Annotated in this window: 15 protein-coding genes and 1 pseudogene; 10 read left to right on the top strand and 6 right to left on the bottom strand. The window is 44.1% G+C overall.

Annotated features, from left to right (window positions below):
* Positions 1-287: 287 nt before the first annotated feature.
* On the top strand, positions 288-2045 hold the full coding sequence (ligD, locus tag LC065_RS05785) for a DNA ligase D (protein WP_226593184.1): 1758 nt from the start codon (positions 288-290) through the stop codon (positions 2043-2045).
* Between the two features lie 104 nt (positions 2046-2149).
* On the opposite strand, the gene LC065_RS05780 is transcribed toward ligD, so the two are convergent.
* The 5 genes from LC065_RS05780 to LC065_RS05760 all read right to left on the bottom strand — a co-directional run bounded on the left by LC065_RS05780 (position 2150) and on the right by LC065_RS05760 (position 8055).
* Entirely contained in the window at positions 2150-3706 is a 1557-nt protein-coding gene (locus LC065_RS05780; protein WP_226593185.1) for a fatty acid--CoA ligase, read from the bottom strand.
* Positions 3707-3882: 176 nt separating this feature from the next.
* A complete protein-coding gene (locus LC065_RS05775; protein WP_226593187.1) occupies positions 3883-4650 on the bottom strand; it encodes a 3-hydroxyacyl-CoA dehydrogenase in 768 nt (255 codons plus the stop codon).
* A gap of 2 nt (positions 4651-4652) precedes the next feature.
* Entirely contained in the window at positions 4653-5795 is a 1143-nt protein-coding gene (locus LC065_RS05770) for a thiolase family protein (RefSeq protein ID WP_226593189.1), read from the bottom strand.
* A 12-nt stretch (positions 5796-5807) separates the two neighbouring features.
* Entirely contained in the window at positions 5808-6956 is a 1149-nt protein-coding gene (locus LC065_RS05765; protein ID WP_226593191.1) for an acyl-CoA dehydrogenase family protein, read from the bottom strand.
* 358 nt (positions 6957-7314) lie between these two features.
* The gene (locus LC065_RS05760; RefSeq protein WP_226593193.1) at positions 7315-8055 is read right to left on the bottom strand and encodes a Cof-type HAD-IIB family hydrolase; all 741 of its coding nucleotides are present in this window, start codon (positions 8053-8055) and stop codon (positions 7315-7317) included.
* A gap of 213 nt (positions 8056-8268) precedes the next feature.
* Here LC065_RS05760 and LC065_RS05755 point away from each other — a divergent pair, with 213 nt between their 5' ends.
* Positions 8269-8652: a DUF302 domain-containing protein gene (locus LC065_RS05755; protein WP_226593195.1), complete on the top strand. Its 384-nt coding sequence runs from the start codon at positions 8269-8271 to the stop codon at positions 8650-8652.
* A gap of 80 nt (positions 8653-8732) precedes the next feature.
* Here the strand turns inward: LC065_RS05755 and LC065_RS05750 are convergent, their stop codons facing one another.
* The gene (locus LC065_RS05750; RefSeq protein WP_226593197.1) at positions 8733-9446 is read right to left on the bottom strand and encodes a DUF421 domain-containing protein; all 714 of its coding nucleotides are present in this window, start codon (positions 9444-9446) and stop codon (positions 8733-8735) included.
* A 152-nt stretch (positions 9447-9598) separates the two neighbouring features.
* On the opposite strand from LC065_RS05750, the pseudogene LC065_RS05745 reads away from it, so the two are divergent.
* From LC065_RS05745 to LC065_RS05710, 8 genes and pseudogenes are all read left to right on the top strand, one after another.
* Positions 9599-9857, top strand: a pseudogene (locus tag LC065_RS05745) (metal-sensitive transcriptional regulator).
* 61 nt (positions 9858-9918) lie between these two features.
* Positions 9919-10398: a DsrE/DsrF/DrsH-like family protein gene (locus tag LC065_RS05740; protein WP_226593199.1), complete on the top strand. Its 480-nt coding sequence runs from the start codon at positions 9919-9921 to the stop codon at positions 10396-10398.
* Between the two features lie 16 nt (positions 10399-10414).
* Entirely contained in the window at positions 10415-10711 is a 297-nt protein-coding gene (locus LC065_RS05735) for a rhodanese-like domain-containing protein (protein ID WP_226593201.1), read from the top strand.
* Between the two features lie 33 nt (positions 10712-10744).
* Positions 10745-11308: a sulfurtransferase TusA family protein gene (locus LC065_RS05730; RefSeq protein WP_226593202.1), complete on the top strand. Its 564-nt coding sequence runs from the start codon at positions 10745-10747 to the stop codon at positions 11306-11308.
* Positions 11309-11352: 44 nt separating this feature from the next.
* Complete coding sequence (locus tag LC065_RS05725) at positions 11353-12483, top strand: MBL fold metallo-hydrolase (RefSeq protein ID WP_226593204.1); 1131 nt, start codon at positions 11353-11355, stop codon at positions 12481-12483.
* A 70-nt stretch (positions 12484-12553) separates the two neighbouring features.
* A complete protein-coding gene (locus LC065_RS05720; protein ID WP_089654675.1) occupies positions 12554-12784 on the top strand; it encodes a sulfurtransferase TusA family protein in 231 nt (76 codons plus the stop codon).
* Between the two features lie 79 nt (positions 12785-12863).
* Positions 12864-13640 carry a sulfite exporter TauE/SafE family protein gene (locus LC065_RS05715; protein ID WP_226593206.1) on the top strand — a complete coding sequence of 259 codons (777 nt, stop codon included), beginning with the start codon at positions 12864-12866 and terminating at the stop codon, positions 13638-13640.
* Between the two features lie 179 nt (positions 13641-13819).
* Positions 13820-14005, top strand: a complete 186-nt coding sequence (locus LC065_RS05710) for a hypothetical protein (RefSeq protein WP_226593207.1) — start codon at positions 13820-13822, stop codon at positions 14003-14005.
* Positions 14006-14097: the final 92 nt, after the last annotated feature.

Below are 14097 nucleotides of genomic sequence, written 5' to 3'. Positions count from 1 at the left end.
TGGGACAGGTGAGACCCCGGAAGGCGTAGCCTGAGGAGGCTCACCGCCCGCCCCATGGAAAGTGTTCAAATGCGGAATCGTCCTGGTAGACACGACTGGCATAAACAGAACAGCAACGGAATGTGTTTTTCATTCCTTTGCTGTTCTGCTTATGACGCGAGTGTCTGGACGATGGAGCAAGACGAACCTTTTCCCGTAGCCCCAAGAACCTTACATTCGTCTCGAAAATGAGTCTTCAAGAAAAAGGAGCTTTTGTGGAAGAAAGCTGATAGAAAGGAGATGAGGAAATGAAGCCGATGCTTTTGACAGGGACCACGGAACTCCCGGAAGGGGATGAGTGGGTATATGAAGTGAAGTATGATGGTTTCAGGGCTATTCTCGAAGCAGGTGTAGAAGGGATCAAGCTTTGGAGCCGGAATGGAAAAGATATGAGCGAACGTTTTCCTGAAATTGTTCAGGTGGACATTCCTAAAAGCCTCCTTCCTTTTACACTTGATGGCGAACTGGTCCTATTGAACACTCCATATCAGGCAAACTTTGAAGCTTTACAAACAAGAGGAAGAATGCGAAGTAAAGAAAAAATAAAAGCTTCTTCTATACGAAGGCCCGCTACCTTCATAGCTTTTGACATAATCGAAAAAGGTGCTACTCCTCTAGTAAAAAGAAAAGAAAACTTGAAAAAGCTTTCCGGAAAGCTAAGGCACCCCCAAATTAAATGTATTGATGTATATGAGGAAATAGAGGACATCCTAACTATCGCTGAGCTGCACTTAGCTGAGGGGATCATTGCAAAAATGAAAAAGAGCAAGTATCAGCCTGGGGACCGCGGAAGACAGTGGTTAAAATGGAAACAATGGAGGACAGTCTCCGGCTTTTTACAGACGTACAACTCTGAGAATGGATATTACGATATAGGATTATATAAAGACGACAGCCCTCTCCCTCTTGGAAAGTTCAAACATGGATTGACAGATGAAGAGAGTGAGACACTCCGTACCTTTTTCAAAGAACATGGAAGAAAGAAAAAAGACACATGGCATTTAGACCCCGGCACGTGTGTAGATGTTCATTGTCTAAATGCAGAGAAAGGGGAACTTCGTGAACCCCTTTTCCACCAATTCCGGTTTGATCTTACTCCTGAAGATTGCACAGAATCTAAGAAACAGTGGGATCTTTCCTTGTTTCCTGATGATTTTGAGCCGACCAATGTGGATAAACCTTTATGGAAGGGTATTGCTAAACAGGACTTTCTCGTTTACATCCGTCAATTAGCACCTCACATGATCCCGTTCCTAGAGGAAAAGAAGTTAACATTGATCCGTTACCCTGATGGGATTTACGAAGAATCCTTTTACCAAAAACATTATCCCGACCATGCCCCGGATTTCCTAAAAATGTGGATGGAGGATGGGGAGCCGTTTATCATTTGCGATCAACTTCACTCTCTTCTTTGGCTTGCCAACCAGGGTGCATTGGAATACCATATCCCCTTTGAGAAGGCTGGTGGTCAAAAGCCCGATGAAATAGTTCTGGATTTGGATCCGAAAGATCGAAGTCATTTCAGTAAGGCCATTACGGCTGCCCAATTATTAAAGCATCTTCTAGACGAACTTGAAGTCAAAAGCTTTGTCAAAACTTCCGGAAATAAAGGCATGCAGATCCACATCCCTATCCGCGAGGGAGATTTAAGCTATGATGAGACGAGGAAAATCACAGAAACGTTAGCCACACTCCTCGTTAATGAAGAACCTGAACTCTTTACAATAGAACGGTTGAAGAAAAAGCGTGGAGATCGTTTGTATATTGACTATGTTCAACATGCAGAAGGCAAAACGATTATTGCTCCGTATTCAACAAGAGCGACAGAAGCGGCAACCGTCGCTACGCCGCTTCATTGGGAAGAGGTGACGGAAGATTTGCGCCCGGAGTCGTTGACCATTCATACTGTACCTGACCGAATAGCTGAATATGGGTGCCCTTTTTCTATGTATGAAGAGGCCAGAGACGAGCAGCCCATTCAAAAATTGAGACAATTGCTTCGATAACTTGTCGAATATTGCCCGGGAAATTGAAGAAATATTTTAATAAATAGCCAGTTAAATGCATAGAAAAGGCTGCCGGTCGTCACCAGCAGCCTTTCATAATATTTTTATTCTGATAATGTTTTATTTCGCTCACGCAGTTTGAACTTTTGTAATTTCCCACTCGCGTTACGAGGGAGTTCATCTACAAATTCATAACGTCTCGGCCGTTTGTAGCGGGCAAGCCTGTTTCCTGAAGTACAGAACTCATCCAGTTCTTGTTCGGTGACGCTACTGTCCTTTTTGACAATGTAGGCGACCACCCTTTCTCCCCACAAGTCATCTGGTTCACCAACAACGGCTGCATCCATGACTGCAGGATGATCGAACAAAGCATCTTCGACTTCTCTTGAGTAGATATTTTCACCGCCGGATATGATCATGTCTTTCACACGGTCACTGACCCAGAGGTATCCATCTTCATCGAACGATCCAATGTCACCTGTATGATACCACCCTTTGTACATGGCTTCTTCTGTCGCTTCCGGCCTATTGTAATATCCCTTCATCATGCTGGGCCCTCGTACAATAATTTCCCCGAGTTCTCGAGGTTTACAAATCTCTTCGGGCTCGGCAGGACCATGCTCATTCGTTCTCACCACTCGCACTTCATGGTTCAGCAACGCCCTTCCTGCCGACCCTGCTTTCGTGACCTGTTCTTCTTCTGTAAGTGCGGTAATGGCCGGTCCCATCTCCGTCATACCATAGGCCTGTAAAAGTTGGACACCTAAGGATTCATGCAACTTCATCGTTAAAGCAGGGGCCATTGGTGCTCCTCCATAGAGACCTTGCCTCAACGTCTGGAAATCCTCTTTTGTGAATTCTTCTTGCAGCATCATGTTCCACATCGTTGGAGCTGCAAAGAAGGACGTAACCTGCTCCTCCCTGACCGTTCTGATCACTTCAGGTGCATCGAAGTGGTGAAGCAGAACGTTTGTCGCCCCAATCATCACTCTCGGGAAGAACGCACAATGCAGCTCTGCACAATGGAAAATCGGCGCGACAGTCAATCCACGGTCTTCTTCTGTCAGCCTCAAACAAGCGGTCATGATGAGCGCTTGATCGACCATATCTCTATGCGTATGGATGACCCCTTTCGGAAGCCCCGTCGTTCCGGAAGTGTACATGATGGCATAAGGGTCGTTCTCGTCCAGTTCACACACTGGCCGTTCGGTCGTCACTCCATCGATTCGTTCATAATAGTTCATCGCATAAGGCAGATTTTCTTCGTCAATGGACCAGAACTCAATACTTGGCATCTCTTTTGCAACTGGAGCGATTTGAGCAGCCGTCGCTTTTTCAAACACAACCACCTTTGGATCAGCGTCTTTTAAAATGAACCCGATTTCTTTTTCCATGAGACGGAAGTTGACCGGATTAAATACCGCTCCAATCTTCATGCAGGCAAACAGCACCGTCGCATATTCAGCTGTGTTAAAAAGGACCGTCGATACTTTATCCCCTTTTTCCACCCCTGAGGCCTTCAGCGCGTTCGCAGTGCGGTTGACTTCCTGGTCCCATTCTCCGTATGTCCAGCGTGTACCAAGCCGGAGATCCACCAATCCTTCTTTATCAGCGTACTTCGCCACCGTATGCTCAAACATACTCCTAAGTGTTGGTCCCATTCCTCATCGACTCCTTTTGATTTTTTTATAAAATCCTATTTGCCAACGTGCTCGATCCGCCAAGCTTACTGAACGATCAAATATTGGAGTGCTTCAGCCAGATTATTCTGTGTGAAAAATAAAGCGTACTTTCCTTACCTTCTAAGTACGGGGATCAATACCTGCCTGGGCAACATTTACTTGGGTTGTAATCGAATCGCTCCGTCTAGACGGATCACCTCCCCATTAAGCATCGGATTATCTAAAATGCTTAAAGCTAACTTCGCATACTCATAAGGCTTTCCTAATCGAGAGGGGAACGGTGTAGCTTTACCCAGAGCATCCCTTGCTTCTTCAGGGAGCTGTTCAAACATTGGAGTTTCGAACAACCCTGGTGCAATTGCCATTACACGGATGCCGTGACGGGCGAGTTCCCTTGAGAGCGGCATCGTCATCGCGGCGACGCCACCTTTAGACGCACTATAAGCCGCCTGACCGATCTGCCCTTCATAGGCTGCAATCGAAGCTGTGTTAATGATGACTCCCCGCTCCCCATATTCATTTGGCTCATTTTGCTGCATTTTTTCAGTAGCCAGACGGATGACATTGAATGTACCAATCAGGTTCACTTCAATGATTTTAGAAAAAGACTCCAGGCGGTGCGGGCCATTTCTTCCAACCACTTTTTCACCTGTTACGATGCCAGCACAGTTGATGACGGTGTTTACCTGACCAAAGGTTTCAGCAGCCATTTGGAGCATGCGCTCAATTTCATCAGCGGAAGTAACATCCACTTTGACAAAGAGCACAGAAGATCCTAATTCTTCTGCAAGTGCCTCGCCTTTGTCTGTGTTTTGGTCTGCAATCACCACTTTCCCGCCATTTCTTGCAATCTTCCTTACCGTCGCTTCTCCGAGGCCTGATGCCCCGCCTGTCACAATGGCTACCACATTTTTAGAATCCATCGCTATCCCTCCAGCCTTTCAATGACCGTACCGTTCGCCATTCCATGTCCTTCACAGATGGCAAGCAGCCCGTACTTACCTGCTGTTCTTTCTAATTCATGAACGAGGGTGGTCATCAGCTTCGCTCCGGTAGCACCTAACGGGTGACCAAGCGCAATGGCTCCACCATTCACATTCAGCTTTTCATGTGGCACACCAGTCTCTTTCATCCAAAACATAGGAACAGGGGCAAAGGCTTCATTCACTTCAAAAAGATCAATATCTTCAAGACTCAGTCCGGCTTTTTGTAAAGCTTTATATGTAGCAGGAACCGGACCTGTCAGCATCAATGTCGGGTCGGAACCGACGACAGCTCTCGAGACAATACGAAAGCGAGGCTTCAACCCCAGTTCTTCTGCTTTCTTCCGTGACATTAAAAGCACTGCTGCAGCTCCATCACTAATTTGACTGGCATTTCCTGCGGTGATTTTTCCGTTTTCCTGAAAAACGGTTTTCAGAGTGGCGAGGGTTTCAACAGAGGTACCCGCTCTTGGACCTTCATCTGTTTTTATCACATTGGAATCACCTGTGGTCACAGGCATGATTTCTTTTTCAAACCGGCCTTTATCAATGGCCATTAACGCCCTTCGATGACTTTCCGCTGCATAAGCATCCAGCTCTTCCTTACTCAATTGCCACTTGTCTGCAATTCTTTCTGCTGAATGGCCTTGATTAATCATCTCGTATTTTGACGTCAACCGTTCGTTAAAAGATGCCCCTTGCATGTTTGAGAACATCGGCACTCGTGACATGCTTTCCACACCGCCTGCAATGATGACATCCATGTCCCCACACGCAATAGCCTGTGAAGCGAAATGGATCGCCTGTTGACTCGATCCACATTGCCGATCGAGCGTTACTCCAGGGACTTCCATCGGAAACCCAGCAGTCAGGGCAGAAATCCTAGCAATATCCCCCGCCTGTTCTCCCACCTGACTCACACAGCCGGCAATAACATCTTCCACCTCTATAGGGTCAAGAGAAGCCCGTTCAACCAATTCCTTGAGTACATCTGCGAAAAGAATATCCGGCCTGATCTCACTGAGTCCCCCATTCCTTTTACCCACAGGGGTTCTTACCGCTTCTACTATGACGACTTCATTCATTTCTTCTTCCTCCTATACTAAGCCCATCTTTTTGGCAATGATTGTTTTCATAATTTCATTGGATCCCGCATAAATCGCAGTGACCGGTGCATCACGGAACCTTCTCGCAATTTCATACTCTTCCATATATCCATATCCACCGTGAAGGTGCATACATTCCATTGCTACCTTTTTCACCAGGTCGGTCGTCCACCACTTGGACATCGACACCTCTTTGACAACGTCCTCTCTGTTCATATGCGCCTCGATTGTCCGATCCAGAAATGTCCTTCCAATCTCAACTTCCGTTTGTAGTTCAGCTAGTTTGAACTGAGTATTTTGAAAAGAGGCAATGGACTTCCCAAAAGCTTTGCGCTCCTTCACATAATCAACCGTCAACTCAAGCATCCGTTCACATGCCGCAATGGCACCAATACCTACGATCAAGCGCTCCTGTTGCAGCTGGTTCATTAAATAATAGAAACCTTCGCCTTTTTTACCCAGAAGGTTATCCTTGGAGACGGCTGCATCTTCAAAAATCAATTCTGAAGTATCCTGGCTGTTCAGGCCGATCTTGTCCAGCTTCCTCCCTCGGGAAAAACCGGAAGTGCCTCTCTCAACGACCATCAGACTGATTCCCTTATACGCTGGAGATGCATGGGGATCCGTTTTACACACCACCACTACCAAATCCGCGTGAATTCCATTCGTAATGAACGTTTTTTCTCCATTCATCGTAAACCCCTTGTCGCCTTCTATAGCTGTCGTCTTTATTGAAGCAAGGTCCGATCCTGCCCCCGGTTCTGTCATCGCGATTGCGGTAATACATTCTCCTGTTGTACATTTTGGCAGCCATTTTTTCTTCTGTTCTTCTGTTCCATAAGCTTCCAAATAAGGAACGACTATATCGTTGTGTAAACCAACTCCAATCAATCCCGTCCCTACCTTCTCCATCTCTTCGTTGATGACAACGGAATAGCCGAAGTCTGCTCCAAAACCGCCATATTCCTCGTCGAGCCAAGGACATAGATATCCCTGTTCTCCAAGCTTTCTCCAGAAATCCCGGGGAACTTCCCCTGCCTTTTCCCAATCATCGTAATAGGGATAAGCTTCTTTTTCTAAAAACTTTTGTAAAGACTGACGGAGTATTTCATGTTCTTCTGTTATGTATGATGCCTTCATAATCTTCCTCCCTGAACATTCTTCGCTAATGGATGTAATTCTCTCTTTATTCCTCCCTTTCCTGCCACAAACAGAAAACGCTTACATTTTTATGTATTTAGAAGGATTTCGACATACTCTCTTACTGGCACAATTCATTATAGCGCTAAAAGTAGATAATAAACGATATCGTAGGGATTTGAAGACTATCACTGGGGTTTATTTTCGTGGCAGGAATGAGGGTTGGTTAGGAAGTCACTTTCAATCACAATACAAAACTTTTATCAGTGACTTCAGTGATTTTATCAGTATTTACGAAAAGCGAGTGTTCCCCAGTAGATGCAAAAAAACCAGCCTGGTTTGGGCTGGTTTTTTGGAGTTAGTCTATGACTTTTTCAATGGCAAAAGCGACGCCGTCTTCCTTATTGGACGCTGTTACAAAGTCTGCTTCTTTTTTCACTGGCTCCTGGGCATTCCCCATCGCGACGCCGAAACCTGCTTCGCGAATCATTGCGATATCGTTCATGCTGTCGCCAACAGCCATCACCTGATCCATTTCTAAATCAAGCCACTGGCAAACTTTCATGAGAGCCGCTGCTTTATTTACACCCTCAGGATTAATTTCAATGTTTGTCGGACTGGAGTTGGTTACTTCCAGGTTTGGATTCGCATTAACTTCATCGAGAATGACTTGTCTTACTTCGTCATCTTGTATATCAAAACCGAACTTCAACCAATCGTAATCTACAATCTCTTGATCGAATGGATTTTGGCTGTTGTACAAGCCTTGCACGGTGGAGGACCAAAAATAGAGACCATGCTCCTTTTTCAATTCCCACAGACGCTCCACATGTTGATGTTCGAGCTTATTTCGTTCGACCAGGTTAAACTCATGATCATAAATCTCTCCACCATTGATCGTAACGATATAGGAAGAGCGGCCGAGATCATCTGCAATGTTCCGGCATCGGGATAATGATCTTCCTGTACTTAATACAACGTGGATGCCTTTTTCCTTTGCTTTTTTTATAGCTTCTTTATTTGCCTCGGAAACTACTCCTTCATGATTGACGGTGGTGCCATCTAAGTCCAGAGCAATCAATTTGATGTCTTTTGTCATGTGATTCACGTCCTCTCTCTAATGTACCCATTTTAATATAAGGAACTTCCATACACAATTCAAAAGACAACCTGTGGAGGTTCGAGTATTTTTTACATTCAAGAATCTGCCCCTTCCTCAAAAGGGGGGCTTAAAAGATCCGTCCGATTAGATGATTACTTTTATACCTTAATGGGTATGGATAAGAAGAACTTATTTTCAAGGAGGTATTTCATGTTTCACTATACGGTTGAAACGGACAAAGGTATGGATGAAGCGATTGAAAGTCTTGAGGCTAATCTTAAGGAAGCAAAGTTTGGCGTATTATGGAACTTTGACATCAAAGATAAGCTTCATGAAAAAGGACTGGAATTTGAAAAAGAATTTAAAGTCTTGGAAGTCTGTAACCCTAAAGAGGCGCAGCGCGTGTTAAATGAAAACATTATGGCTGGCTATTTCCTTCCATGTAAGATGGTTGTCTATGAGGATGGAAGCAAGACGAAAATCGGTATGCCTAAACCTACCTCTCTCACTCAAATGGTTGAAGATGACAATATCCAAGAGATGGCAAGTGATATTGAAGACCGTCTGAAGAAATGCATGGATCAAAGCGTTTGATTATAAAAGAGCTGCTAATTTTAGCGGCTCTTTTATATTTAATGAATAGGATCATATTTAACCTTCTTCTCCAAAATCTATCAATGTTCAATAGGAGGTAAAGACTCTGTCTGTTTGCCCTTTAATGTGAAATGGAATTCCCCTTGGCTGGTAAGCGCACCATAAAAGACATCTGATACGTCGTGGGTACCCAGGTTCGTACGTAACCACTCCATATCCCGCCCTGCGCGAGTTAAAAGATCTGGTTGTAGTTGACCGTCCATAATCAGGGGGATATCATAACCCCCACCCCTATATGGAATCTTCATATCTTCGCGAGTCACGGCTTCGTTCGCGTTTTTCAGTTTAACGGATAGTTGGCCATTCGGTTCGATGATTCCAAGTTCGACACTACTCAAAGCAAATACTTTCTGTTCTCTGAGCATGTGCGTAATGTTATCCAGAGAATAATGGATACGGGAGATATTCTCTTCTACCATTTCTCCCTGAAATACAACGATGGTCGGCTCAAACGTGAGAATTTTTCCGATCTTCCTGTTCCGCAACTTCAGCCATACGATAAATTTTTGTAAAAGCGCAATGACTATAATCGCCGTTACAGTATGTATATGATCAATTTTGGGATCAGCAATATCCGCCCCCACGACGGAACCCAGCACAAGCACCACTAAAAAATCGAAGACGGGCAATTCTCCAACCGACCTTTTCCCCATAAATAGCCATACCCCTAGAAGTAATGGCAAAATGGTCAATATTCTTCCGACCACTTTAAGTGTATCCATCCATATATCCATGTGCTTCACCTCTACCTTAGCTTTACACGGGGCAGGATTCCTTATCCATAAAAATACGTACCGGGGTGTTGACATTATACCTAATGGGGTATATTATTAGTCATGTACTGTTCAACAGCGACAGAAAAAACTTCACAAGGGAGGTCAATTCGATGGAATACAATGACGCAATGAAGAACAGAGTGAAACGTCTAGAAGGTCAGTTGCGAGGCGTTTTAAAAATGATGGAAGAAAATAAAGACTGCAAAGATGTCATTACGCAGCTTTCCGCTTCCAGAAGTGCGATTGACCGCGCGATCGGGCTCGTGGTAAGCCTCCAACCTTGTGGAGTGTATCCAGGACGCTGATGATCAAGAAAACAAAGAAGCTTCAATCAATGAAGCTGTTCAGTTGCTTGTTAAAAGCAGATAAATTTTTTTTACAATAAAATATACCCACACACGTATATATACAAAAATTAGGAGGATGGAACATGTCTGAAACAAAAAAGACGAATATTATTTTATTCAGCGGGGATTATGATAAAGCAATGGCAGCCTATATTATTGCAAACGGAGCAGCCGCTTACGATCACGAAGTTACGATTTTCCACACATTTTGGGGACTGAATGCTCTCCGTAAGGATGAAAACATTCAAGTGAAGAAAGGCTTCATGGAAAAAATGTTCGGTAAAATGATGCCGCGTGGAGCAGATAAGATGGGCATCTCAAAAATGAATTTCGCAGGATTTGGTCCTAAGATGATCAAAGATGTCATGAAAAAACACAATGCGATGCCATTGCCGGATCTTATTGATATGGCTCAAGAGCAGGAAATCAACTTGGTCGCATGTACAATGACGATGGATTTACTAGGATTACAAAAAGAAGAATTGCTTGATGACATTCAATATGCAGGCGTTGCTGCTTACCTTGGAGATGCAGAAGACGGCAATGTTAACCTGTTTATCTAATTAGGAGGTATCATTTATGAAAACCATGACGGCTAAAGAAGTCGAACAAAAACTATCTGAAGGTAAAGAACTAAACATTATCGATGTCCGCGAAGATGAAGAAGTAGCAGAGGGAATGATCCCTGGTGCGAAACACATCGCTCTAGGTACTGTCGAAGAACGCACAGATGAATTAGATAAGGATAAATCATATATAATGGTCTGTCGTTCCGGTGGTCGCAGTGGTCGCGCATCACAAATTCTTGAGGATAAAGGATTCGATGTGACGAACATGGAAGGCGGCATGATGAGCTGGGAAGGTCCAACGAAATAAATCCCCCTATAAGGGTAGAGGAGGAATGTAAAAATGGAACTGAAAACAGATCTTACGTTAGATGCCAAAGGATTAGCATGTCCTATGCCAATTGTGAAGACAAAGAAAACAATGAAGGACATTGAAGCTGGTCAAGTCCTTGAAATTCAAGCGACAGATAAAGGATCTAAAGCAGACCTTGAAGCATGGGCGAAAAGTGCAGGTCATCAGTACTTGGGTACGATCGAAGAGGGAGACGTACTCAAGCACTATGTCCGCAAATCAAGCGGTGAAGAAGAGCAAGAGAAAAAGCACCCCCATGTCGTAAACAATGAAGAATTGGATGCTCTTCGCAAAAACGAAGACGTCCTAGTATTAGACGTGCGCGAGTCTGCCGAATATGCTTTTGAGCATATCCCTGAAGCAGCGTCTATTCCGCTTGGGGAACTTGACACACGTGTAGATGAACTGGATCGCACGAAAAATGTTTATATCATCTGCCGTACAGGAAGCAGAAGTGATCTTGCTGCACAGAAACTGACAGAAAAAGGTTTTGAGAATGTTTACAATGTTGTTCCAGGCATGAGTGGCTGGGATGGCGAAACGACGAAGCTTTAATTCTATATTTTTTTATTAAAATTAATACCCTGGGAGGTAATGAGATGACTGTTAAAAACATGACGGTAAAAGAAATTACTAATAAAGTGTTGAATAATGAAGAGCTATTCCTTCTTGATGTACGCACAGAAGATGCCTATCAGGACTGGAAAATCGAAGGCGAAAACTTTTCATACTTGAACGTTCCTTATTTCGATCTCCTTGATGGTGTCGAAGAGATTGTAGATCAGCTGCCAAAAGATAAAGAGATTGCAGTCGTTTGTGCCAAAGGCGGATCTTCTCAAATGGTTGCTGAAATGCTTGTGGAAGAAGGATTCGAAAATGTTTACTCCGTAGAAGGCGGCATGAAAGCCTGGAGTGAGCATCTGGAGCCTGTCAAAGTCAATGACCTGAAAGATGGCGGCGAACTTTATCAGTTCGTACGTATCGGGAAAGGCTGCCTTTCTTACATGGTTGTATCTAACGGAGAAGCAGCGATTATCGACTCAACAAGAATGACAGATGTGTATGTTGATTTCGCTAAAGAACTTGGTGTGAAAATCACGAACGTCTTTGATACGCACTTGCACGCCGATCACATTTCTGGTGGACGCAAAATTGCTGAACAAACAGGTGCCACATATTGGCTGCCTCCCGAAGATGCTGGTGAAGTGACATTCGATTACCAACCACTTCGTGATGGAGACCATGTCACGGTAGGAAATACAAACATCGATATTCATGCGTTGTATTCTCCAGGCCACACGAAAGGCTCTACTTCTTTCGTTGTGGATGATCAATACTTGATGACAGGCGACATCCTGTTCATCGACTCTATCGGACGTCCAGACCTTGCTGGTAAGGCCGATGACTGGGTGATGGATTTGAGAGAAACCCTTTATACACGGTATAAAGAGCTTTCTGACGAGCTGATCGTCCTACCTGCTCACTTCATGATTATGGATGAGTTGAACGAAGACGGTACCGTCGCTGAAAAACTAGGTACCCTTTTTGAAAAGAACCACGGCTTGAACATTGATGATCAAGAGGAGTTCAGAAAAATGGTCACAGAGAATCTGCCGCCTCAACCGAATGCTTATCAAGAAATCCGTGAAACTAACATGGGTAAAATCAGCCCGGACAATGAAGAACAACGGGAAATGGAAATCGGCCCGAACCGTTGTGCCGTAAGATAAAAAAACTGTTGAGCCTGGTTATCCGGGCTCACCCTTAATCAATGATTCAACTATTTGGAGGTATTCAATTATGAACGTAACAAAAACACTCGATGCAACAGGACTAGCTTGCCCAATGCCTATCGTGAAAACAAAGAAAGCGATGAAAGACATCGAAGCTGGAGAAGTACTTGAAATCCACGCAACAGACCAGGGTGCAAAAGCAGACTTGACTGCATGGGCGAAGTCCGGTGGTCACGAACTTCTACAAACAGAAGAAGACAATGGTGTATTCAAGTTCTGGATTAAAAAGGGAGAATAATCAGCGATCACCTGATTGCCCCATTATGGAATAAAGGGAGCCTGTAACGGTTCCCTTTTTTATAGGAGGTAGACAGACTATGGAATTCGGATTAATCATCACGATCTTTCTTATCGGCTTCATAGGTTCTTATATATCTGGAATGCTCGGTATTGGTGGATCCATCATCAAATACCCGATGCTGCTCTATATTCCACCACTTGTAGGCTTTACCGCTTTCACCGCCCATGAAGTTTCCGGCATCAGTGCCGTGCAGGTCTTTTTCGCAACAATCGGTGGTGTATGGGCCTACCGTAAAGGCGGTTTCCTGAACAAAACGCTTATTATATATATGGGTGTCAGTATTTTGATCGGGAGCTTCATAGGTGGATATGGATCAAGGTTCATGGCTGAAGACGGCATTAACATTGTGTACGGTGTTCTTGCTTTAATTGCGACCGTTATGATGTTCGTACCGAAAAAAGGTATTGATGACAAGCCATTGGATGAGGTCACCTTTAACAAACCACTGGCTGCCATTCTCGCACTAATTGTAGGAATAGGAGCAGGGATTGTCGGTGCCGCAGGAGCTTTCTTATTAGTACCGATTATGCTTGTTGTGCTTAAGATCCCAACACGGATGACGATTGCATCTTCTCTTGCTATTACTTTGATTTCATCCATCGGAGCTACAATCGGAAAAGTGACCACAGGTCAGGTCGAATACTTCCCAGCAGCCATCATGGTTGTGGCAAGCTTAATTGCTGCACCACTTGGAGCGATGGCTGGTAAGAAAGTAAACACCAAGATTCTACAAACCGTCCTAGCCCTATTGATCTTAGGGACAACAATCAAAGTTTGGATGGATATCTTTTAATACTGGCATTCAAAAAGAGCAGAACACTATGAAGTGTCTGCTCTTTCTCTATGCTGAAATTCCGGAACCTTCCCATTACCACACTCTCTCCAAGCTTTATTTTTTTAATGCCTCCCCTTACATAAAATGGGTTAATTACCAGAGGAAGGGGTAAAGGATGAAGAGATAGGAGGGAAAAAATGAGCTCAAGATGGAAGGTATTCATTTTCATCATGGCAGGGTTTATTTTAATTGGTTTTTTCATTTATGACTTCATATCAGGGGATATTGGCTACAGAACGGGAAAATTAGCCGTGGTCATCTTATTTGTGATTTACATTCTCTACACGTTTTTCTCTAAGAATAAAGAAAGTGAGCTGGATTAAATCAGCTGGGGCTTGTGGAGCGCCTCCGTCCTCCATGATAGGTATCACCACATAGAAAACCCTCTCTCCATTTAAATGGAGAGAGGGTTTCA

Origin of the sequence: Halobacillus litoralis (genome assembly GCF_020524085.2) — a bacterium.
Taxonomy (GTDB): Bacteria; Bacillota; Bacilli; order Bacillales; family Halobacillaceae; genus Halobacillus; species Halobacillus litoralis_E.
The sequence above is the reverse complement of the archived record's forward strand: the minus strand, read 5'-3'. Positions and strand labels throughout refer to the sequence as shown.